This is a genomic window from Arcobacter aquimarinus (assembly GCF_013177635.1).
In the GTDB taxonomy this organism is placed as follows: Bacteria; Campylobacterota; Campylobacteria; order Campylobacterales; family Arcobacteraceae; genus Aliarcobacter; species Aliarcobacter aquimarinus.
Genome location: NZ_CP030944.1, coordinates 1,448,141 through 1,470,046 on the forward strand (window position 1 = coordinate 1,448,141; position 21,906 = coordinate 1,470,046).

20 protein-coding genes are annotated in these 21,906 nt (G+C 24.8%); 8 read left to right on the forward strand and 12 right to left on the reverse strand.

Going from position 1 to position 21,906, the window contains the following annotated elements:
- The first annotated feature begins 368 nt into the window (after positions 1-368).
- Positions 369-1,025, forward strand: a complete 657-nt coding sequence (locus AAQM_RS07315; RefSeq protein WP_129094974.1) for a S24 family peptidase — start codon at positions 369-371, stop codon at positions 1,023-1,025.
- Between the two features lie 21 nt (positions 1,026-1,046).
- A complete protein-coding gene (locus AAQM_RS07320) occupies positions 1,047-2,000 on the forward strand; it encodes a hypothetical protein (RefSeq protein WP_129094973.1) in 954 nt (317 codons plus the stop codon).
- Between the two features lie 521 nt (positions 2,001-2,521).
- Here AAQM_RS07320 and ovoA read toward each other — a convergent pair.
- Genes ovoA through rraA form a run of 4 tightly spaced genes read right to left on the reverse strand, consistent with a single transcriptional unit; the run spans position 2,522 to position 7,904 of the window.
- Positions 2,522-4,615 carry a 5-histidylcysteine sulfoxide synthase gene (gene ovoA / locus AAQM_RS07325; protein ID WP_129094972.1) on the reverse strand — a complete coding sequence of 698 codons (2,094 nt, stop codon included), beginning with the start codon at positions 4,613-4,615 and terminating at the stop codon, positions 2,522-2,524.
- Between the two features lie 22 nt (positions 4,616-4,637).
- A complete protein-coding gene (locus AAQM_RS07330) occupies positions 4,638-6,860 on the reverse strand; it encodes a tetratricopeptide repeat protein (RefSeq protein WP_129094971.1) in 2,223 nt (740 codons plus the stop codon).
- Positions 6,847-7,422, reverse strand: a complete 576-nt coding sequence (locus AAQM_RS07335) for a gamma-glutamylcyclotransferase (protein WP_129094970.1) — start codon at positions 7,420-7,422, stop codon at positions 6,847-6,849. Before AAQM_RS07335 ends, AAQM_RS07330 begins: the two co-directional genes overlap by 14 nt.
- A 2-nt stretch (positions 7,423-7,424) precedes the next feature.
- A complete protein-coding gene (gene rraA, locus AAQM_RS07340) occupies positions 7,425-7,904 on the reverse strand; it encodes a ribonuclease E activity regulator RraA (RefSeq protein WP_129094969.1) in 480 nt (159 codons plus the stop codon).
- 135 nt (positions 7,905-8,039) lie between these two features.
- On the opposite strand from rraA, the gene AAQM_RS07345 reads away from it, so the two are divergent.
- From AAQM_RS07345 to lgt, 3 genes are all read left to right on the forward strand, one after another.
- Positions 8,040-9,023: a hypothetical protein gene (locus AAQM_RS07345; RefSeq protein WP_129094968.1), complete on the forward strand. Its 984-nt coding sequence runs from the start codon at positions 8,040-8,042 to the stop codon at positions 9,021-9,023.
- A 92-nt stretch (positions 9,024-9,115) separates the two neighbouring features.
- The gene (locus AAQM_RS07350; RefSeq protein ID WP_129094967.1) at positions 9,116-10,414 is read left to right on the forward strand and encodes a (Fe-S)-binding protein; all 1,299 of its coding nucleotides are present in this window, start codon (positions 9,116-9,118) and stop codon (positions 10,412-10,414) included.
- 3 nt (positions 10,415-10,417) lie between these two features.
- Positions 10,418-11,230 carry a prolipoprotein diacylglyceryl transferase gene (gene lgt / locus AAQM_RS07355; protein WP_129094966.1) on the forward strand — a complete coding sequence of 271 codons (813 nt, stop codon included), beginning with the start codon at positions 10,418-10,420 and terminating at the stop codon, positions 11,228-11,230.
- Here the strand turns inward: lgt and AAQM_RS07360 are convergent, their stop codons facing one another.
- The 4 genes from AAQM_RS07360 to polA all read right to left on the reverse strand — a co-directional run bounded on the left by AAQM_RS07360 (position 11,231) and on the right by polA (position 15,219).
- Complete coding sequence (locus tag AAQM_RS07360; protein WP_235664909.1) at positions 11,231-11,467, reverse strand: hypothetical protein; 237 nt, start codon at positions 11,465-11,467, stop codon at positions 11,231-11,233.
- A 35-nt stretch (positions 11,468-11,502) separates the two neighbouring features.
- Entirely contained in the window at positions 11,503-11,697 is a 195-nt protein-coding gene (locus AAQM_RS07365; protein ID WP_129094964.1) for a hypothetical protein, read from the reverse strand.
- Between the two features lie 38 nt (positions 11,698-11,735).
- Positions 11,736-12,440, reverse strand: coding sequence for a response regulator transcription factor (locus tag AAQM_RS07370; protein ID WP_129094963.1), 705 nt, complete (start codon positions 12,438-12,440; stop codon positions 11,736-11,738).
- A 94-nt stretch (positions 12,441-12,534) separates the two neighbouring features.
- Positions 12,535-15,219 carry a DNA polymerase I gene (gene polA, locus AAQM_RS07375; RefSeq protein ID WP_129094962.1) on the reverse strand — a complete coding sequence of 895 codons (2,685 nt, stop codon included), beginning with the start codon at positions 15,217-15,219 and terminating at the stop codon, positions 12,535-12,537.
- Between the two features lie 85 nt (positions 15,220-15,304).
- Between polA and kdsB the strand changes: the two genes are divergently transcribed.
- From kdsB to AAQM_RS07390, 3 genes are all read left to right on the forward strand, one after another.
- Complete coding sequence (kdsB, locus tag AAQM_RS07380; RefSeq protein WP_129094961.1) at positions 15,305-16,030, forward strand: 3-deoxy-manno-octulosonate cytidylyltransferase; 726 nt, start codon at positions 15,305-15,307, stop codon at positions 16,028-16,030.
- Positions 16,031-16,125: 95 nt separating this feature from the next.
- Complete coding sequence (locus AAQM_RS07385; protein WP_129094960.1) at positions 16,126-18,108, forward strand: EAL domain-containing protein; 1,983 nt, start codon at positions 16,126-16,128, stop codon at positions 18,106-18,108.
- On the forward strand, positions 18,101-19,426 hold the full coding sequence (locus AAQM_RS07390; RefSeq protein WP_129094959.1) for a GGDEF domain-containing response regulator: 1,326 nt from the start codon (positions 18,101-18,103) through the stop codon (positions 19,424-19,426). The genes AAQM_RS07385 and AAQM_RS07390 overlap by 8 nt, the downstream gene beginning before the upstream one ends.
- An 18-nt stretch (positions 19,427-19,444) precedes the next feature.
- Here the strand turns inward: AAQM_RS07390 and lptB are convergent, their stop codons facing one another.
- The 4 genes from lptB to AAQM_RS07410 are packed head-to-tail and all read right to left on the reverse strand — an operon-like array spanning position 19,445 to position 21,818.
- Positions 19,445-20,167, reverse strand: coding sequence for an LPS export ABC transporter ATP-binding protein (gene lptB / locus AAQM_RS07395; protein WP_129094958.1), 723 nt, complete (start codon positions 20,165-20,167; stop codon positions 19,445-19,447).
- Complete coding sequence (gene tsaE / locus AAQM_RS07400; protein ID WP_129094957.1) at positions 20,160-20,576, reverse strand: tRNA (adenosine(37)-N6)-threonylcarbamoyltransferase complex ATPase subunit type 1 TsaE; 417 nt, start codon at positions 20,574-20,576, stop codon at positions 20,160-20,162. Before tsaE ends, lptB begins: the two co-directional genes overlap by 8 nt.
- An 8-nt stretch (positions 20,577-20,584) precedes the next feature.
- The gene (gene trpD / locus AAQM_RS07405; RefSeq protein WP_129094956.1) at positions 20,585-21,568 is read right to left on the reverse strand and encodes an anthranilate phosphoribosyltransferase; all 984 of its coding nucleotides are present in this window, start codon (positions 21,566-21,568) and stop codon (positions 20,585-20,587) included.
- Between the two features lies 1 nt (position 21,569).
- On the reverse strand, positions 21,570-21,818 hold the full coding sequence (locus tag AAQM_RS07410; RefSeq protein WP_129094955.1) for a S4 domain-containing protein: 249 nt from the start codon (positions 21,816-21,818) through the stop codon (positions 21,570-21,572).
- Positions 21,819-21,906 lie beyond the last annotated feature (88 nt).

The window sequence follows — 21,906 nt, forward strand, 5'->3', positions numbered from 1 at the left end:
TCTAAAGTTAAGCCCTCTTGAAAATCGCAAAACAAAAGGACTTAAGAATAAATATTTATTTTGATACATTTGTGTAGCTCCTACACCTCAATATGAATTTACTCCAATACCAAAGTTCCTTCCAGCTACTGTACGCCCTCAATGTCTTATCTTATTTTATACTCCTAAAGATTTAAGCGGTCGGAGTAAATAACCAAACATATTAAAAAAATTATATTCACAAGAAAAAATAATAAAAAACTTATATTTTTATCCGCCTTGTGATATAATTTCTCTCTTATGTGTGGGAAATTATGAGGGAATTATAAAACAAATTGTTTCATTTGTCAAGCATTTTGAAACATTTTATTTCATTTAAAGGATTGAATATGGATAAAGAAATTGTAGGAGAACGCTTTGAACGGGCTTTAGATTTCATTTATGGCGATAAAAACAATAAAAAAATTTCAGAAAAATATGAAATAACTCAACAATCGGTAGGTCAATTAAAAAAGAAAAAAGCTATAAATGAAACAATTTCTTTCATTTGTGAGAATGAAATGATAAATCTAAATTGGATACAAACAGGTAAGGGAGAAATGTTTGTTTCTGAAAATAATGAAATTCAAAAAAATGATGATAATTACCATATTGAATTATTAAATGTTAGAGCTGGAGCTGGTGAAGGGATATACAATTATGTAATAGAAACTGTTGATACTATCTCTCTTGATAAAAGCTTCTTTAGAACACCTATAAACACAAATAAAGTTAAAGGTATCCAAGTAGATGGTGATAGCATGGAACCAACATTAAGAGATGGAGACTACGTACTAATAGATGAAAATACAACATTTGGAGTAAATGGGATCTATGCTATCCAACTTGGTGGGCAAATACTTATAAAAAGACTCCAGTTCAAAATGGACGGAACTATACTAATCATCTCAGACAATACAAAATATGAAATTGAAACTTTCAATCCAAAAGAAAACCAACTACCTTTTCAAGTATTAGGTCTAAAAGTTTTAAGTATTCAAAAATAAATTTAAAAATCAAGGAGAAAAATGCCACAAATATTAAATATCACATCTATTGAAGATATAGAAAAAGTAAAAGAAGCTATTTTAAATAATGAAGATTTTGAATTAGGAAATGTAGAGCCTATAAAGCATATTATAAAATTAGATGGTGGAAGATTTCAAAATTATGATGTAAATTATATAACTTCAGATGTTGCAAAAATAATATTAATTCATCAAAAAAATTTTACAAAACTTTTAAATGAAATTGAAAGTAAATTTGATATAACATTTACTGATAATGAAAAAGAATTGAAATTTAAACTACAATCTGGTTCATTAGATATTTTTAGTAATTTATTCAGCGAGGAGGCAATAAGAAATATGGATAGCAAACATAAAATGTGGACACTTATAACTATTGCAGGTCTTATTGTTGGTGCTATTAGTGTTGGAGCGTATATTTCCCACTTAGATAACCAAGTACAATCTCATGAAAGAATAGAAATAGCAAAAATTGAAAATCAAGACAGAAATAATGAAAGAGAGGCAACAAAACAATATTTCGATGGACTTCTTGAAATAAATAAATCTTTAGTTCAAAATAAAAATATCCAAGATGCAATAAATACTCCTAAAAAAGAGACTCTAGGTATATTAAAAGATGGAGAAGTATATAAAATAGCAAATAACACCTCACTTACAAAAAATGATACATCAAGATTTGACTATATTGCACCAAATATCCAAGATATTGAAGAAGAAGTTGAAAATATTTATACACTTGAATATTATAATTTTGTAAGAGAAGGGAAAATGTTTAAAATAGTAGGTATTTCTCCACTAGCAAATAGTGAAACTATATCCGCAGAAAAAAGAATGAGGCTTATGTCTAAAGCAGAAACTCAACAACAAGTTAAACTAAAAATAAAAATTGTCAAAGATGGGGCAACTAAAAAACCTATTAAAGCCTTTATTTTAGACTATATAGAAAACTAATCTTATAATTATTTGCTTATAAAATGTATGTAACCTATCCAACATTTTATAAGCAAAACTTTTACAATTTAGGTTGTATTGCTAAAGTTGTATTAGTTGTATTGCTCAGGTTGTATTACTCTACTTTTACAACCATTTCATCCTCTTAAAATCATCAAAAAAGCAGCTCAAATTTTCCACACTTTTTTATATTAGATTATTACGAATATATCGGCTCTGTAGCTTTGTTTTGTAGTATAAAATTTCTAGTAGATTTATATAAAAATAGCCAGATAGGGAAAATTGTACAAAAAAACTATACACATACATTTTTACAACTGCCCATAAAAAAGGCTCACAAATCCCACTAAATCGAAGCTAATCCAAAAAAATGCCCTTTAAACTAGCACTTACTTTTCAACATAACCCTCACAATTAAAATAGTAATTGTTAAGATTTTTTTATTTTGTAATTTAGTTTTAATAATCATAAAAATTATTGTACTAAAACTTAAAAGTTTTGTACAATAATTTTGTTAAGATTTAATCTTTTTTCTTCCAAATAGTCATTTGAGAAATAGTATGTTGATATTTTCTTGCTGTTTCCTTTATAACAAAAGGTACATCTATGATATCAAGTAATTCAAATTGAGATGATAAATTATTTTTTAAACTATCTAAAGTGCTAATCTCTTTATTATCTTTTATATATCCACCAAGCCAGTTCTCTTTTGGTGTATAATCTTCTAGCCAAGTATATGGGCTTAATAAAACCAATAAACCATCTTTATTTATTCTTGATGGAATATCATCTAAAAATTTTTGAGGATAGTATAATCTATCTATTAGATTTGAACAAAAAACTAAATCAAAGCCACTATAAATATCTTTTAAATTACAAGCATCTCCTTGCATAAAGCTTACTTTATTTTTAATTTGTTCTAATCCTAAATCCTTTAAAGAAACAGATTTTTCTTCAAATAATTCACCCTCTTTTTTGATTTTATAAATTAATGAGTCATAATTTTTTAATTTTACTCCCACGTTTATAAAGTTTGCACTAAAATCTATTCCTAATACTTCATCGAAAGTTTTAGCTAATTCAAAAGATGCTCTTCCAACAGAACAACCTAAATCTAAGGCTTTTGAAGTTTTTATATTTTTTATATATGGATTTAATAACTCAACAGAATTTACACAAAAATTCTTAACTCCAAAATTTTCATTTCCATAATGAAACTCACAATATTGAGAAATAAGTTCATCAGTTTCATAAACATTATCATTTAATTTTGTTCTATACTCATTTGAAGAGTTTACATATCTAAAACCTGCATGTTGAAAAAAGTGTTTTCTAAAGGCATATCTTGACTCTTTTAAAGTCTCATTTCCTAAACTAATAAACGAGCCACCTTTTATAAGTGCGTGTCTATCATCATAAGTTGGAGTTGTAAAATCATCATAAATAGGATGAGGAACAAAATCGTCAAAAGGATAAATAGGTGTTAAAGTCCATTGCCAAACATTTCCAACAACATCATAAAACTCATCAAATTTATACTTATTTACAGGCGATTGATTAAACTGAATTAAACCAATATTTGCCTCTTTGTTTCCTGCATCTACAAAATCATAAAGTCTATAATACTCATCTTCACTTGGAAGTCTAACTTCAATTCCTAGTTTCTGACTTTTATATTTACAAAATGCTTCTGCTTCATATAAATTTACATCTACAGGATAATTAAGTGGAAGAGAAACTACTCTATTTATCTCTCTTAAAAAATAGTTTTCATCCTCTTTTATCCAAAAAGTTGGATGTTTTGCATTTGTATAACCTAACCATTCTCTTCCCTCTTTTGAAAAAAATTCAGGTTTGTTATAACCATCTTCTTTTACAAACTCTAAAAATTCTCCATTTGAAACAAGATATTTAGAAGCTTTAAAATCATCTATTTTTGACGCATGATATGAAAATTCATTATCCCAACCATAAAAAATAGGATTTTTTCTATCCTTTTGTAAAATAACAGCTCCACCTTTTACATCTATTAATTCATTTATTGGATAATCATTTGAAGATTCATTTGAATACGTAAAAATTTCATCTTTTTTTAAATATTTAATATCAAGTTCTCTAAGTAAAACAGAACTCGTTTCTATATGAATATTTTCATGTTCAATTCCCATCAAAATTATCCACATAGAAGAATCCCAATTTATAGGAATAGTAAACTCTATATTATCAATCAACTTTAAAATTATGTTTTTAACTTTTTGTCTATAATCTTTTATCTCTTCAAATTTTGGCCATTTATAATTTCCAGAATTTAAATCATCCCAACTCATTTCATCAACACCAATGGCAAATATTGATTCAAATTCAGGATTAACTCTTTGTTTTATTATATTTGCTAAAATCAATTTATTTATAAAAAATGTGGCTGTATGCCCATAATAAAAAATCAAAGGATGTCTTAATCTATTTGGTTGTTCATAAATAAAATCTTTCTCTTTTAATAAATCAAATAGTTTTTCATCTAGCTCATAAGTTTGTAAAAACTGTTTTTTTATCTCTTCTCTTTTTTCTTCTATTGAACCTGTATTTAAATTTACACTATTTTTTATATAATTCATTTTTCTCCTTTTATACTCTTATTCAAATTAATTTATCTAAAAATTCTAATTTTTTTATTTTATTGTTTTTTTCAAACTCTTTGTATATATTTAATAGTTGATTTAACTCACTTTGCCCCAAAAATTCAATATGACTTTCCAATTTTATAACTACATCTTTAATATCTATTTTTAATAAACATTTAACTATATAATTTTCAATTAAAACCATACCCAATCTTTTTATAGATTTAGTTCTTTCTAATATTTCTAAAGCTTCATTTGTAGCTTTTAAAACTTCATTACAAAGAGTAACATCCATATCATTTGAAATTTTATATAAGATATTTAAAGCAAAATTGTGTAAAACAATAGGCATTTCATCTCTATCTCCAACTGATTCTTTTAAAATCATACCTAAACGACCAAGTTTTATTGATTTATTTATAATTTTTTCTTCTTTAATTTTTTGTAAAATATATTTAAATCTATAAGAAATAGCCATATTTACAAAAGTAGCTCCATATTCAAAAGCTCCTAAAGCTGGTATTGCTAGGCATCTTTTATAAAAATTTATTGCTTCATCATAATTTTCATCCCATTCATTAAGATTTGCTTTAATATTATAAAAATGCCACAACCATAAAGGTTCATTTTCATCATTATGTGAAAATAAAAGTTTTTCTAATTTATCTAAAGATTCTATTGCTTCTTGTTTTAAAGCTTCATTTCTTTGACTAATTATAATCCAAGCTGCTTTTCTTTGATAATATCTTATTTCAATATCTGAAGGTTTTTCATTTTTTCCTAAATTTAACTTTTTAGGTAATGTTTCATAAGCTTTTTCAAACTGTCCCATTCTTTCATATAAAGAACAAATATTTAAAGCATACTTATTTGGATTTATTTCATATAAATATTGATTTAACAAAATTGCTTGTTCAAAATGACCATTTCTTTCAAATAAAAAAGCTAAATTATTTAAAGCTTCTATTGATAGTTTTCTATAATATGAATTATTTGAACTCTCAAAAGTATTCACATCATTAAAATCAAACATATATCCAGCTATTTCAAACCAATAATAGTTTATCAATTCATACTGCTGAGTATTTTTAGTTGAACTGATAAATTTTTCTAAAATCTTTATAGTTCTTTTTTTATCTAAAACTATATCTTTTACATAATAATATAAAATCAAAAGAGATATAGGATTTTCAAAAATAGAGATGCATTCTTCTATATGATTTCTTAAATAATAAGCAATTCTTCTTTCTTCATCACTTAAATCTTTATATGTAACATTTGAAGTAAAAAATATTTGTAAAGATTTTTCTTGAGCTAAAAACTTGAAATCATCAAAACTTCGATTTATAAAGTTTTGAAAACCAAAAATCAATTGATTTTTCGAATCATTTTCTTCTTTTATAAAATTCTTTCCACAATATTCAAAAAGTTCTAAAGAGATAAAATTTTTCTTATCTCTTTGTTTTAATAAAATTGTAGAACATAATTGCAATAAAAAATAAAATTTTTGTTCTTTTGAAGACAATAACATTTCAACATCACATTTTTTAGAAATAATTTCTGGTTTTATTGTTTCAATATTTAAAATATCAAACTTATTTAATCTTTTTGTTACATTCTGAAGTTTGTCATTTCTTATGTAAAAATTTACATTTGAGAATTTATTTAAAATTCTACTTGTAAAAATTTTCCAAAGCCAGTGTTCTGAATTTTCTAAATCAAAATTATAAAGATGTATTATTGTTTTCTTATCAAAATTTGATAAAGCTAACTCTAATTTTCTTAATTTTCTAATATCTTTATTAAACCAAGAAGATATTAATTTTTTAAATTCATTTCCCTCTGCTTCTAAAATAGATGGCATCATCAAAAGACCAAAGAAAAAAACAAGTACAAAAAACAAAGAAATAAAATCATTAATTTCCCAAGAAAAAGGTGTTTCAAAAACTATTTTCTTAAAAAAATCTTCATAAATAGAAACAGATAAAAATGCTATTAATATAACTAAAACAGAAAGAATTGATATAAACATAGAAAAAAACTTCTTTTTCAAAAAATAGAAAAAAGAAGAATTCCCTGATATTAAATTTATATCTGATTCAAATTTATCTAAAGTATCACCTTCACAATAGGTAATAAAAAGTTCACTATTTTTTTTTATTACACAGGTTTCATCAATAGTTTTTCTTTTTGAATCACATAATTTTGACAAATGTATATAACAACTATTTTGAATCATTGTAATTTTTTGTTCCTTCTCTTGCTGCTTTATTTTGTGTAGGATCTGTAAAACTATAATCTCCTGCTTTTAAAACAAATGGATAATTCTCAAAAATTTGTTCAAAATTTTCTTTAAACTCTTCATCATAATTTTCTAAAGCATCTTTTACTATTTGGGTATATTTTAAAGGAATAAAAGAATTTTTGTCATCTTTTTTTGCTAATTTATCTTCTTTTGTAGTCATAAAAGCTATTAAATCATCATCTATATTTTTTGTTAATATAGACTCTTTTTTTATAATTATACAACTGTAGTTTTTTTCTCTAAGTTTTAAAACTTCTAGCTCTTCTTCTGTAATTTTTATTACAACTCCATATAAAATAGAATTTTCATTTTTTTGTATATTTAAAAAAACTCCATTTACAATACCATCTTCAAACTTTATTGATTCAATAGCATTCCAAACTCTTTCATAACCTTTTATTTTTACACTTATTAAATCATTTTGAGTTAATACCCTTTTAAAAGATTTTTGAGCTGAAGATAGATTTATTAAAGAGCCAAAACCAAATAAATACATAATTACACCAACTTCTCTTTACAAATAACTATTCCATCTACATCAACATAAATATAATCACCTGAATTCACTTCAACTTCATCAATAACTAAAGGAACACCAATTTGTCCATCTTGTACAGGAATATATTTTCTAGGACAAGTTCCTTTTGCAACTAATCCAATATCAAATTCTTTAGTAGTAATCGTATCTCGTACATAACCATTTACAATAATTCCTTCATATTTATTATCATTAGCAAATTTCATTAAATTATCACCTACAACTGCAAAATATCTCATGTTTACATCAACTACAACAACTTTTCCAACTCCATTATTGTTTTTTAATAAAGCAGCTAAATCTTTATTGTTTTTATCTAATTTAACAGTTATTATTTCTCCTTTAAATTTTTTATTACCGCCATAAAACTTAAAATCAGGTCCTAAAACTTCAGTTTTTTCACTAAAGTTATCACATAAATCAGCTGTAAAAAATCCCATAAATCATCCTTAATTATAAATCTTAATAAATTCTATTATTATTCCATTTTACTATTAAATTTTTCTTATTTAATCTCTATTGCACATTATTTATATAAATAAGTTATAATCTTAACAATAAAAAAAAGGTTATCTATGAAAAAATTATTTTCTATTTCTTTAATAATTGTTTTATCTTATTTTTTTACTGGATGTAGTTCTAAAAAACTAACAGTTAGAACACTTCATCCTTCAAAAATTGAAAAAGAAAAAATAAATGTAGTTAAAATTGAAAGATTTAGAAATGATGATGTAAATCAAACACTTAGTTTAGAAAATAAAATAGTAAATAAAATTGTCGATAACAAAAGAGTTTTTACCTTAAAAAATGATATTTTTGGAGTTGATGCCATAATTACTGGAGAAGTTTTAAACTCTTCTGTTAGTTTTCAAACATATTATAAAGAAGAAATTGATTATTCAAGATGTAGATACTACAGATATGATGAAAAACATAAAAGAAAAGATTGTATAGAGTATTCTATTAGATATATCCCTTGTGAAAATAGAGAATACAACGTAACTACAAATGTACAGCTAATACAACCAATAACAAATAAAATAATTTTTTCAAAAACCTATGATAAATCTAGTTTAGACAATGTATGTTTTGATAGACCTTATCCTTTTAATATGGTTTTATCTTCAGAAAAATATAGGGTAAATTCACAAATAGCAAATGAAATATCAAACGATATAATTGATGATATTTCTCCTCATTATGTCTATTTTAATATAAATATTATAGAAGAACTTGATGAAAATAATCTTTCTTATACAAAAGAGCAAAGAAAAAGATTTGAAAATATTGTTGAATTAATTAATAATACAAATTTAGATATTGCAAAAACTCAACTTGAAATTTTGGATAAAGAGTTAAACCAAAATAGTTTTGAAGTTATATATAATCTTGCTTTAATTTATGAAGCATCAGGAAAATTAGAAATTGCAAACAACTTATATAATGAAGCAAAAATGAAAACTATTAATATTGAATATTTAGATTTAATAAATTATGGGATAAATAGAACAAATCTTAATCTAGAAGAAAAAATAAAAGCCAAATCTCAATTGCCGTAAAGCTTTATAAAATGGCTATTTACCAACTTTTAACTATAATTTTTGTATATTAAATTTTTATTATAAATATTAAAAATTTTAAAGGTTATAAAGTGGCTATAAAAAAATTTGATTACACAGCTATTAGTGATGACTGTGTAAAATGTGGAAAATGTAAACCTGTTTGTACAATCTTTAATATAAATCAAGATGAAGCTACAAGTCCTAGAGGATTTATAGATTTATTGGGAGCTTATAAAAGAGATGAATTAGAATTAGATAAAACTGCAAAAGATATATTTGAATCATGTTTTTTATGTACAAACTGCGTAGAAGTTTGTCCTAATGATTTACCAACTGATATGATAATAGAACAAGTTCGTTCAGATATTGCTCAAAAATATGGAATAGCTTGGTATAAAAGATTGTTTTTTTATTTATTAAGACATAGAAAAACTATGGATTTATTATCAAAAATGGGTTGGATGTTTCAAACTTGTGCTTTAAAAATAGATAAAGCGAAGCAATCAGCATTGCCTAGATTTTCACTTCCTATTGTAAAAAAAGATAGAGCATTACCATTTGCAGATAGTACGAGTTTTTTAAATAAATATCCAGCAAATATAAAAGCTTTAAATAAGAAAGAAGAAGTTGACAAAAAAAACAAAGTTGCAATTTTTATTGGTTGTATGAGTAACTATACTTATACAAATACGGGTGATTCATTAGTAAAAATTCTGAAAAAACTAGAATTAGATATTATGATTCCTAAAAAACAATTGTGCTGTGGTGCACCTGCGTATTTTACAGGAGCATTTGATACAGTTGATTATTTAGTAAAACACAATATTGAATATTTTGAATCATGGATAGATGAAGTTGATGCTGTGATTATTCCAGAAGCAACATGTAGTGCTATGATAAATAAAGATTGGGAACACTATTTACACGATCAACCTGAATGGAAAGAAAGAGCCACTAAAATTTCTTCTAAAATTTTCTTAGCAACAAAATGGCTTGAAAATAATACAGATTTAAGAAATATGCTAGCAAATACAGGTAAAAAATTTGACCAACTTGTTACTTATCATGACCCATGTCACGCTAAAAAAATGCAAGGTGTTTGGCAAGAACCAAGAAATCTTTTAAAACAAAATTATGTTTTAACTGAAATGAGCGATTCAAATAGATGTTGTGGATTTGGTGGAGTTACTATGCAAACTGAAAAATATGATTTTGCTAAAGCAGCAGGTGCTCCAAAAGCAGCAATGATAAGAGATACTAAAGCTCAAATTGTAAGTGCCGAATGTAGTGCATGTAGAATGCAAATAACAAATTCTTTACATTTAGCAAATGTTGACGTGCAATTTAAAAATCCTATTGAATTAATTGCTGAAGCATTGGAAGATTAAAATATGGAATTTTGGCAAAATATCTATTCTCATTTTAATCCAGTTGCATTTAACTTAGGGGATATTGCTGTTCATTGGTATGGAATTATGTATGCTCTTGCTTTATTAAGTGCAATATTTATAGCTAAATGGTTTATAAAAAAAGACAAGCTTCCAATATCAAATGATTTGTTTGATTCGTATATTTGGTGGGCAGAAATTGGTGTAATTTTAGGAGCAAGAATTGGTTACATAATTTTTTATGATACAAATCCTATTTATTATTTAACTCATCCATGGCAAATATTCAATCCTTATATAAATGGTGTTTATGTAGGTATTTCAGGTATGAGTTATCATGGTGCATTTTTTGGATTTATAATCGCATCTTATTTATTTTGTAGAAAAAATAAAATATCTTTTTGGTTTGTAACAGACATTGCTGTACTTGGAGTTAGTGCAGCTTATGTATTTGGAAGAATTGGAAACTTTTTCAACCAAGAATTAATTGGTCGGACAACAGATGTTCCTTGGGCAATATATGTTGATGGTATTCTAAGACATCCTTCTCAAATTTATGAAGCAATACTTGAAGGATTAATTGTTTTTGCAATACTTGTTTATCTCAGAAAAAGAAAAACATTCGATGGTCAATTAGCATTAATGTATGGGATTTTATATTCTATAGCTAGGATCATAGCAGAATTCTTTAGAGAACCTGATTATCAATTAGGTTTTTTATATAGCAATTGGCTTACAATGGGAATATTACAATCTTTAATTATTTTAGGAATTTGTATAGTTATTTATATGAGCAAAAAAAAACTAAATAGTTAATTAACTATTTAGTTTTATCTCTTTAGTATATCCAGATTCGATAGCTAGTTCTACAATCTTATTTTTTAATAAATCAATTCTCCAACCATGCCTACTTGCAAAATTTTCTATTTCTATTTCTCTTTGTTCTGGTGTACAAAAAACAAAAATCCTCTTTAAAAAAGGTTTTGGAACTTGTATAGCTATTAGTTGAAAATAATTCTCTTTACAGCTTCTTGAACAAAAAGCTTTACTCATAGCAATCTTTTTTTTGCAAAATGGGCAATGGGACATTACTTATTACCTTTAATTATTAGTTTGTAAAACTTAGCATTAGTTATATCTTGAAGAAACTTAGGTTCTACTTCATGTAAAGCAATTATTTCAATCACCTTACCATCCATAATCCAGCCCTTATTTGTATCTTCTATCTTATGTTCTTCAAACATTTTGATTAATTCTTGCTTAGGAACAATCATTTCTTCCATATTATAACTTTATTAATTGGATTTTGCAAACAATATCACTAACTATTTTTACTAATATCGATTGTATAACCCTTATTAGAATGATTTTTTATAATTTCGTAATAAGTTTTTTGTCTAATCTTATTCACAATATTTCTCATAGTATAAATAGACATATCTTTGCCTTTCCATACTACATCTTTTATTGTATCGTAATCAGTAATTTCATTTCTTCTTGTAATTAATAGTTTTAAAAATGATTTTTCTAATCTAGTAAAATCAATTAATATACCACCAGATTTAAAAAACTGGTCTCTATATTCATCAAAATATATACCATTTTCAAACTCTATTTTATCACCTCTTTTTGTCTGATTTAAACACATAATAACAGCTAATTTTACATCTTTCGCTCTTAAAGGCTTAGATAAAAAAGTATAAGCACCTGAATTAATTGCTGTAACTATATTTTCATTATCATCAGAACTAGATATAACTATTTTTGGTAAAGTTGGTGCTACTTGAAATAATTGAGAACACAATTCAGAAAATGAAATACTCTCATTGTCTGCATCAATAATACACATATCATAATTATTTGAACAAGCCAAAGATAAAGCATCTTCAATAGTTGAAACCATTTTCAACTCTTTAAAATAATCATCAAATTCACTTTCAATAGCTTGTTTAACAGATGCATCATTACTTATAAAAAGTAGCTTAGCATTGTATAACTTTCTTATATTTCTTACTGTTTTTAACATAATATTACTCTTTAATAATTGGTTTAAGGTATAATAATAACAAAAATTTCTTTATTTGTCAAAGAAAAAATTATAATTTAGACAAATTTTATCTTTATTTAAGTTCTTGCCAAGAATCACCAATAGCAACTGAAACTTTCAATGGAACATTTAAACTATATATTTTTTCCATAATTGCCTTTAAATCGTTAGATACATCTTCTAGAACTTCCTCTTTTATTTCAAAAATTAATTCGTCATGAATTTGTAAAAGCAATCTCATATTATTGTTATTTTTATATTTTTCATATATTTTTACCATAGAAAGCTTAATCAAATCAGCAGCACTTCCTTGAAATAATGTATTTACAGCTTCCCTTAAATATGCAGCTTTCATCATTGCATTTGCAGAATCAAAATCAAACAATCTTTTTCTATTTAATAATGTTTTTACATAACCATTTGTATAAGCAAAATCTTCAATAGATTTTAAATAATCCTTTACACTTTTAAAAGCTTCAAAATATGAGTCGATATAAAGTTTAGCTTCTTTAGATGGAATTCCTAAAGTATCACCAAGTTTTTTACTTCCCATTCCATATAATAATCCAAAGTTTATAGATTTTGCAATATTCCTTTTCTCTTTTGCTAATTCTGCTCCAAAAATTTTTACAGCTGTTTGATAGTGGATATCTAAATCATTTTTGAATGCTTCAACTAAAGCATCATCTTGACTAAAATGAGCTAAAAGTCTTAATTCAATTTGAGAATAATCTACTCCCACTAATTTATAGCCATTTTCAGGAATAAATGCTTGTCTAATTTGTAATAAAGAATCACTTCCAACTGGAATATTTTGTAAATTTGGATTTTTTGAACTTAATCTTCCTGTTGCAGTTCCTGTATGTAAAAATGAAGTATGTATTCTATTATCTTTATTTTTTAAACCAAGTTCTAATAAAGGTTCAATATAAGTTGATTGTAATTTATAAGCTTCTCTATATTTTAAAAGTAAAGGAATTACAGGATGTTCATTTACTAAACTGCTTAAAACTGCTTCATCTGTACTATATCCAGTTTTTGTTTTTTTAGATGTTGGTAAACCTAAAGTTTCAAATAAAACTACACCTAATTGTTTAGTCGAGTTTATATTAAATTCAACACCACTTATTTCATGTATTTTAGAAGTTAATTCACTAATATATTTATTACTTTTTTCTTTATACTCTTTTAGAAGTTCAACATCAATTTTTATTCCATTATTTTCCATTTCAGCAAGAACATAAATAAAATCAAATTCAACATCAAATGCTAATTTTAAAATCTCTTCTTCATTTTTTTCTTTAAAAATTTCTAGCTGTCTATTAAATAATTTTAAAGTCATTAATGCATCTTCTGCAGCATATTCACATGCTTTTGAAATTTCTACATTTGAAAAATTTTCACCTTTTTTTACAACATCAGAAAAACTAATCATTTTATGTCTAAAATGTTTATCAATCTGATAATCAAGCCCTACTTTTTCATTTGTATTTAAAAGCCATGATAAAATCATAGTATCTGCATAAAGTTTAAGTTCAATGTCAAAATTATGTTTAATTACTTGATAATCATATTTAAAATTTTGTAAAACTAATTTATATCTATTTAATTGAACAATAGCTTGATAAGCTGCCTCTTTTGAGATTTGATTTCCTACACCTAAATATGAATGTGCAATTGGAACATAATATGCTTTGTTTTCTTCAAAAGCAAAAGAAAAGCCTACAATTTTAGCTTTTGTCACATCGATATCTGTAGTTTCAGTATCAAAAGAGATTATAGAATCCCTTGGAATTGTATTTATAACTAAAGATAAATTATGTTCATTATCAAGTAAAATATACTCGATTTTATCCTCTTTTTTTACCTCTTTTGGGATTTCTGTTTTATAAGACATTCCATTTTTATTTACTTTTTCTAAAATTTTGTGCATATCATATTTGATTAAAATATCACTAATTCTTAAAATTGGATTTTCAACAGGTAAGACAAACTCATCAAGATTATCAATCACATGACAATCTGTTGATAAAGTTACAAGTTTTTTAGAGATAAATGCCATCTCTTTACCTTCAAGAAGTAACTCTTTAGTTCTTTTTTTAGTAATATTTTCAATATTTTCATAAATATTTTCTAAAGTTCCAAACTCTTTGATTAAAGCTTCTGCTGTTTTTGCTCCAATTCCTTTTACTCCTGGAATATTATCAGCACTATCCCCTAATAATGATTGATAATCAGTAAATTGAGAAGGATGAACTCCATACTTTTCAAAACATTTATCTTCATTAATAATTACTTTTTTTGTTGGGTCAAATAAATAAACTTTATCATCATCTATTAATTGATATAAATCTTTATCGTGAGAAACAATTCTTACTTCTAAATCTTTTTGTTTTGCATCATGAGCAATTGAAGCAACTATATCATCTGCTTCAAATCCTGTTCTAATTGCAGTTTTAAATCCCATTTGTTCAATCCAAGAAATTGCAATTGGAAGTTGTTTTAGTAAATCTTCTGGAACATCAGGTCTATGTGCTTTATATTCATCATAAAGCTCATTTCTAAAAGTATTTCCTTTTGCATCAAGTGCAAAAACAATATAATCTGTTTGAAAATCTTTTCCAATATTTGATATAAAATTAATAAAACCTGTTAAAAGTCCTGTTGGGAAACCTTCTCTTGAACGTAATGGTGGAAGTGCAAAATAACTTCTAAATAAAAAGCCAAATGTATCTATTACTGTAATTGTTTTTTTCATATAAATCTCTTTTGTTTACTTGTTTAAAGTTTTTATATTATAATAATGTCACTAAAAACAAGGTTTTATAACAAAAGGAATGTAAATGATAATTATACCTGCAAGATTAAATTCTAGTAGATTTGCAAATAAAATAATGGTTGATATTTTAGGATTGCCAATGGTAATTAGAACAGCTCGTCAAGTTAGTAATTTAGATAAAGTAGTAATTGCAACAGATTCTCAAGAAGTTGTAGATTTAGCTAAAGAGTATGGATTTGATGCTGTAATGACTTCTTCATCACATCAAAGCGGAACAGATAGGATAAATGAAGCTGTTAATATTTTAAATCTAAGTGATGATGAAATTATTGTAAATGTTCAAGCAGATGAACCTTTTATAGAACCAGATGTTGTAGAATCTGTAATAAATAGAGTAAAAAAAATAAAAGAAAATGATGAAGATATTATGATTACATCTTGTTTCAAAGAAATAAGTTCAGAATTAGCTGATGATGCAAATCATGTAAAAGTAATTTTAGATGAACACTCAAACGCAATATATTTTTCAAGAGCTAAAATTCCATATCATAGAGACCACTATGAAACATCAAACTATAATGGTCATTTAGGCATTTATGGTTTCACTAAAAAGTCATTAAATAATTTTTGTAAGTTAACTCCTTCTAAACTTGAAAACATAGAAAAACTAGAACAATTAAGAGCAATAGACAATGGATTTAAGATTGCTATGGTAAAAGTTAACTCTAAATCTTTTGGAATTGATACTCAAGAAGATTTAAATAATGCTATAAAAATATTTGGAAAATAACAAATTTATGTGTTAAAAATCCATTTTCTTTAAAATAAAGTTTTTTTAAAGCAGTTTTATGTAAAACTAATTTTAATTTAAAAGAAGGTGGAGTTATGCATTATGATGTTTACATCATAGATAATCTTGTAAAATTTAATGATTTTAAAGAATATTCTAAAGATAAAATAAAAAATGTAAATGTTTCTTTGTTTTTCCATTTTCAAGATTTAATAGAACAAATAGAATTTGTAGATATTTTAATTGTTCATATAGACTCTATGGAATATTTTAATATTATTGAAAAATATTTAAAAACAGAACCTTATACTATTTTTATTATAAACGATAATTCAGATTTAAAAAATATTCCTAATTCTAAGAAATATGATATTTTATATAATCCTTTAGATTTTGATAAACTAATTTATAAAATTAAACTTTACACTGATAATATAAGAAATCACTTACAACTCAAAAAAGAAGAAGAATTTTCTAACTCAATTATTAATAATATTAATTATCCAATTTTTTCTATAGATGCTGAACAAATAATTTTTGCAAATGATCATTTTTATGAACTAACAAACTGTTATTCAACGGAAGAATTAAATGAAAAATATAAAAATCACAGAAATATATTTGAAAAAGAAGAAGGATGTATTACAAACTTAAATAATGAATTATTAAATAATTCAAAAGATAAAAATTTAAAAGTTTGTTTAAAAGATGCGCAAAATAAAAAGAGATTTTTTTCAATTCAAAAAATTTATCTTTCTCATAATGATACAAGTATCATAGTTTTAAATGATATAAGTCATGAAGTGGAACATAAACATGAATTATATAAACTTCTTTATACAGATAATCTAACAAAATTTCCCAATCGTGCAAAACTAATAGAAGATTTACAAAATAATACTATTAATTTAAAAGCTGTAGCGTTATTAAATATAAACTCTTTTAAAGAAGTAAATGATTTTTTTGGTCATAAAGTTGGTGATTCAATATTAATAGATGTTGCAAAATTACTTTCGAATAGTATTAGAAATTGTGATTATTTAAAACTATATAAATTTCCATCTGATAACTATTGTATAGTTAGTACTATTGAATCAAAAGATGATTTTATTGAGTTGATTAAAAAAATAATAGAATCTATTTATAAAAAAGTTTTTACTTTTGAACACTATGAAATTGATATTAGAATGACTGCTGGAATATCTTTTTCAGATAAAAACAATAAATTAATTACAGCTGATATTGCATTACAAACTGCAAAAAAAGACCATAAAGATTATTTGATTTTTTATGATGAATTAGATAAATTTCAAGAATATGAAAATAATATGTTCTGGACAAAAAAACTAAAATCTGCCTTTATAAATGATAATATTGAAGTATATTTTCAACCTTTAGTAAATAATGAAACTTTGAATGTTGATAAATATGAGTGTTTAGTAAGGTTAATTGATGAAGATGGAAAAGTTGTAGCACCATTTTTCTTTTTAGATATTTCAAAAAAATCTAATCAATACACAAAGCTTACAAAAATTGTAATAGAAAAGTCATTTAAAAAATTTGAAAATTTACCTTTTGAATTTTCTGTTAATATTTCCTATGAAGATATAGAAAATGTCGGCTTTTTGGATTTTATAAAAGAAATGTTAAAAAAATACGATGTAAAAAATCGAGTTGTATTTGAAATTTTAGAAGATGAAAATATTAAAAATTATAATCTTTTAACTTCATTTATAGATGAAATCAAAAATTTAGGATGTAAAGTTGCAATTGATGACTTTGGAAGTGGATATTCTAATTTTGAGCATTTATTAAAAATGAATGTAGACTATTTAAAAATAGATTCATCTTTAATAAAAAATATTGCAAAAAATGAAAATTCATATAAAATTGCAAAAACTATTATTGAATTTGCTAAAAATTTAAATCTAAAAACTATTGCTGAATATGTAGAAAATGAGGAAATATTTAATATAATAAAAGAATTAGGAGCTACGTATTCGCAAGGATATTATTTTTCTGCACCAATTCCAGAGCCTAATATTTATGAATTTAAAAAAAAGATAACTAATGAATAAAGAAGTTTTAAAAGATATTTCAGTTTTATATGTAGAAGATGAAAATGATGTTAGAGAATTTACTTCTAAATTATTGAGTTCTTTACTAAAAAAAGTTTATACAGCACAAAATGGTCTTGAAGGTCTTGAAATTTTTGAAGAAAATAAAGAGAATATAGATTTAATAATTTCAGATATTAATATGCCTAAAATGAATGGTTTAGAAATGTGTGAAAATATTAGAAAAATAAATAATGAAATTCCGTTAGTAATTACAAGTGCTCATAATGATATAAGTTTTTTAAAAAAAGCTATTGATGTTGGTGTGAATACTTATGCCATGAAACCTATTGACTTATATCAGTTGATTGAAAGTATTATAAAAGCAATGGAACCTATTTTATTAAAAAAAAGATTAGTTGAATTAAATCTTTCTTTAGAAAGTAAAATAGAGCAAGAAATAAGTAAAATAAAGTCTATTTTAGATGCTCAAGACAATATAATAATTGTTACAAATAAAGAAGAAATTACTAATGTTAATAAAAAGTTTTTAAATTTTTTTAATATAACTGATTTTGATAATTTTATTTCAAATAAAAAAAATATTTTTGATTTTTTTGAAGAAGAATTTGGTTTTATAACCAAAGAACAAATAAAGAAACATGATTGTTGGGTTAAATATATTAAAGATTTACACGAAATAGATAGAATTGTCAAAATAAAGAATTCTTTAGGTGAAGAAAAGATTTTTGCTATAAATGTTGATTATTATGAAAACAAAGATAATTATTATGTCTTCTCTCTAACTGATATAACAAAATTAAAAGAGAAATCTAACTTATTAGAATATCAAGCAAGTCATGATAAATTAACTGGATTATTTAATAGAAATAAATTTGATGAAATTTATACAAAAGAATTAAAAAGAGCTAAAAGATATAAAAACAATCTTTCAATGATATTGTTTGATATTGATGATTTCAAATATGTAAACGATACATTTGGACATCAAATAGGTGATGAAGTTTTAAAAGAAATATCAAAATTACTTTCAAATACTATTAGAGAAACTGATATTTCAGTAAGATGGGGAGGAGAAGAATTTTTAATTCTTCTTCCGCAAACAGATTTATTTGGTGCTCAAGCTGTTGCTGAAAAATTAAGACTAAATATAAAAAATGAAGTAATTACTCAAAAACAACTGAATATAACTGCTAGTTTTGGTGTAACACAGATGAATGATGAAATAGATGATGAAAATTTATTTGTATCAAGATGTGATAAACTTCTTTATAAAGCTAAAAATAGTGGTAAGAATATAGTAATAGCAGAAAAATAAACTGCTATACTATAAATATTAAAAATTAAAATCTTCTCCTAAATAATGTTCTCTAACTTTTGAATCATTTTTTATCTCTTCACTTGTTCCACTTGAAAGTAAAGCTCCTGCTTTCATAACATAAGCTCTATCACATATTTGTAAAGTTTCTCTTACATTATGGTCTGTAATTAAAACTCCAATATTTATTTTAGTTAATTGATGAATTATTTCTTGAATATCTTTAACTGCTATTGGATCAACACCTGCAAAAGGTTCATCCAAAAGTAAAAATTTTGGTTGAGATACTAAGGCTCTTGCAATTTCTGTTCTTCTTCTCTCTCCTCCTGAAAGAGAAATCCCTTTCCTTTGACGAATAGGTTCAATATTAAAAAGTTCAAGTAACTCTTCTACTCTTTTATGTTGCTCCTCTTTATCTTTTGTTATAACTTCAGCAGCTAGCATTAAATTATCTTCAACTGATAAATCTTTAAATATTGAAGATTCTTGAGGTAAATATCCTATTCCTTTTATTGCTCTTTTATGTAAAGGTAACGATGTTATATCTTTATCATCAAAATATACATTTCCACTTGTTGGTTTAACTAATCCACAAACTGTATAAAATGTTGTTGTTTTTCCAGCTCCATTAGGTCCTAATAATCCAACAATTTCTCCTGATTTTACTTCAAGTGAAATCCCATGTAATATCTGTGTTTTTTTTATAGTTTTTGTTATATCTTTTATATGTAATTTATGCATTTATTTTATATAGCCTTTTATTATCTTTTTTTTCTATTTCAATCAAAATTACTCGATATCCGTAATCATTAAGTAGTATTTCTAGTTTTTCATCACCCCACTCTACAAAATGAACACCATTTTTTTCAAACTCTTCAAGCATCCCAAGAGATATAAATTCATTTAATGTTTTATTATAAACATCATAGTGAAAAATATGATTTGAATAAATTGCTTGTAATGAAAAAGTAGGAGAAGTAACTAAGTCATTTAAGCCTAAAGATTTTACATAATTTTTAACAAGTGTAGTTTTTCCACTTGCTAAATCACCTCTTAAAATTACTACACTATTTTCTTTTTCAATAATTTTTTTCAACTCGTCAATTAAAATAGTCAAATTATCAAGTTCAAGTTCAAACTCTTTTTTCAAATTAAAACCTAACTTAATTGTTGTGATACTTTTATAATCTGTTCTAATTTTGCTTGAGCTGCACCACTTATAATTGCAGCTTTTGCAATATCTATACCATCTTTAAAATCTCTTGCTTTTTCATCAACAATTAAAGCAGCAGCAGCATTTATTAGTACAATATCAAGTTTAGCACCAACAATTTTTTTAGACAAAATATCTCTTGTTAATTTTGCATTAAATTCTGGCCCTTCACCTATAATATCTTCCTTTGATGCCATTGGAATTCCATAATCTTCAGGGTTAATTTCAATATCTTCTATTTTTCCATTTGTTAATAAAGTTGCATAAGTAACATCCGAAACAGAAATTTCATCCATTCCATCATTTGAAGCCAATATCATTGCCCTTTTACTATCAAGTAAATCAAGAGCAGTTGCGATTCTATTTATATAGTTCTTATCAAATACTCCAATAACCTGTTTTGTAACACCAGCTGGATTACATAAAGGTCCTAAAATATTCATAATAGTTCTATGTGGAATTGTTTTTCTAACAGGAGTTATAAATTTCATAGCAGGATGATGATTTGCTGCAAACATGAAACCAAAACCTGTCTCTTCAAGCATTTTTGCAGTTGCTTCTAAACTCAAATTTAAATTTATTCCCATAGCTTCAAGCATATCTGCACTTCCAGATTTACTTGTAACACTTCTATTTCCATGTTTTGCTACATAACAACCACAAGCTGCAAGTAAAATAGAAACTGTACTAGAAATATTAAAACTATAACTTTTATCTCCACCAGTTCCTACAATATCAATAGCTTTTTTTCTTAAATCTTCATGAATAGGTAAAGGAATAAAATGATCTCTCATAGCACTAGCAGCTCCAGCTATTTCTGCTGCTGTCTCACCTCTTTCATAAAGTTCAAGCAAATATTCTCTTATCTCTTCTTGAGTTAATCTATTTTCAAAAATATCATCAAATTTCAATTTTGTTGTGTTAAACATATTAGATTATCCTTTGTACATATTCATCTATTTTTGATTTAGGTGTTGACTTTGTTGTTGGTATTTGTAAAATTTTAAATTTCTCTATTTTTTCAAGATATCTAATCTCTATTATATCTCCAACCTTTACCTCTTTTGCTTTTTTTACAGCTTGCTCATTTAAAAAAACAACCTTATGTTCAAGCATATCCTCAGCTACGGCTCTTCGTTTTGTAATATTAACGGCATTTAAAAACTTATCTATTCTCATAAGATAAATTATATCTAATTTTTATTAAATGATACTTTCAATATTATTTAGATAAAATAATTAATTATTTAATAGTTTTTTTCTTTAT

Coding starts and splice junctions, on each gene's coding strand:
- AAQM_RS07360 (WP_235664909.1), bottom strand. CDS start 11,467: ATGAGTAAAGCTTTTTGTTCAAGAAGCTGTAAAGAGAATTATTTTCAA.
- AAQM_RS07370 (WP_129094963.1), bottom strand. CDS start 12,440: ATGTTAAAAACAGTAAGAAATATAAGAAAGTTATACAATGCTAAGCTA.
- AAQM_RS07365 (WP_129094964.1), bottom strand. CDS start 11,697: ATGGAAGAAATGATTGTTCCTAAGCAAGAATTAATCAAAATGTTTGAA.
- kdsB (WP_129094961.1), top strand. CDS start 15,305: ATGATAATTATACCTGCAAGATTAAATTCTAGTAGATTTGCAAATAAA.
- AAQM_RS07315 (WP_129094974.1), top strand. CDS start 369: ATGGATAAAGAAATTGTAGGAGAACGCTTTGAACGGGCTTTAGATTTC.
- lgt (WP_129094966.1), top strand. CDS start 10,418: ATGGAATTTTGGCAAAATATCTATTCTCATTTTAATCCAGTTGCATTT.
- lptB (WP_129094958.1), bottom strand. CDS start 20,167: ATGCATAAATTACATATAAAAGATATAACAAAAACTATAAAAAAAACA.
- AAQM_RS07345 (WP_129094968.1), top strand. CDS start 8,040: ATGAAAAAATTATTTTCTATTTCTTTAATAATTGTTTTATCTTATTTT.
- AAQM_RS07330 (WP_129094971.1), bottom strand. CDS start 6,860: ATGATTCAAAATAGTTGTTATATACATTTGTCAAAATTATGTGATTCA.
- polA (WP_129094962.1), bottom strand. CDS start 15,219: ATGAAAAAAACAATTACAGTAATAGATACATTTGGCTTTTTATTTAGA.
- trpD (WP_129094956.1), bottom strand. CDS start 21,568: ATGTTTAACACAACAAAATTGAAATTTGATGATATTTTTGAAAATAGA.
- AAQM_RS07390 (WP_129094959.1), top strand. CDS start 18,101: ATGAATAAAGAAGTTTTAAAAGATATTTCAGTTTTATATGTAGAAGAT.
- AAQM_RS07385 (WP_129094960.1), top strand. CDS start 16,126: ATGCATTATGATGTTTACATCATAGATAATCTTGTAAAATTTAATGAT.
- rraA (WP_129094969.1), bottom strand. CDS start 7,904: ATGGGATTTTTTACAGCTGATTTATGTGATAACTTTAGTGAAAAAACT.
- ovoA (WP_129094972.1), bottom strand. CDS start 4,615: ATGAATTATATAAAAAATAGTGTAAATTTAAATACAGGTTCAATAGAA.
- AAQM_RS07335 (WP_129094970.1), bottom strand. CDS start 7,422: ATGTATTTATTTGGTTTTGGCTCTTTAATAAATCTATCTTCAGCTCAA.
- AAQM_RS07410 (WP_129094955.1), bottom strand. CDS start 21,818: ATGAGAATAGATAAGTTTTTAAATGCCGTTAATATTACAAAACGAAGA.
- AAQM_RS07320 (WP_129094973.1), top strand. CDS start 1,047: ATGCCACAAATATTAAATATCACATCTATTGAAGATATAGAAAAAGTA.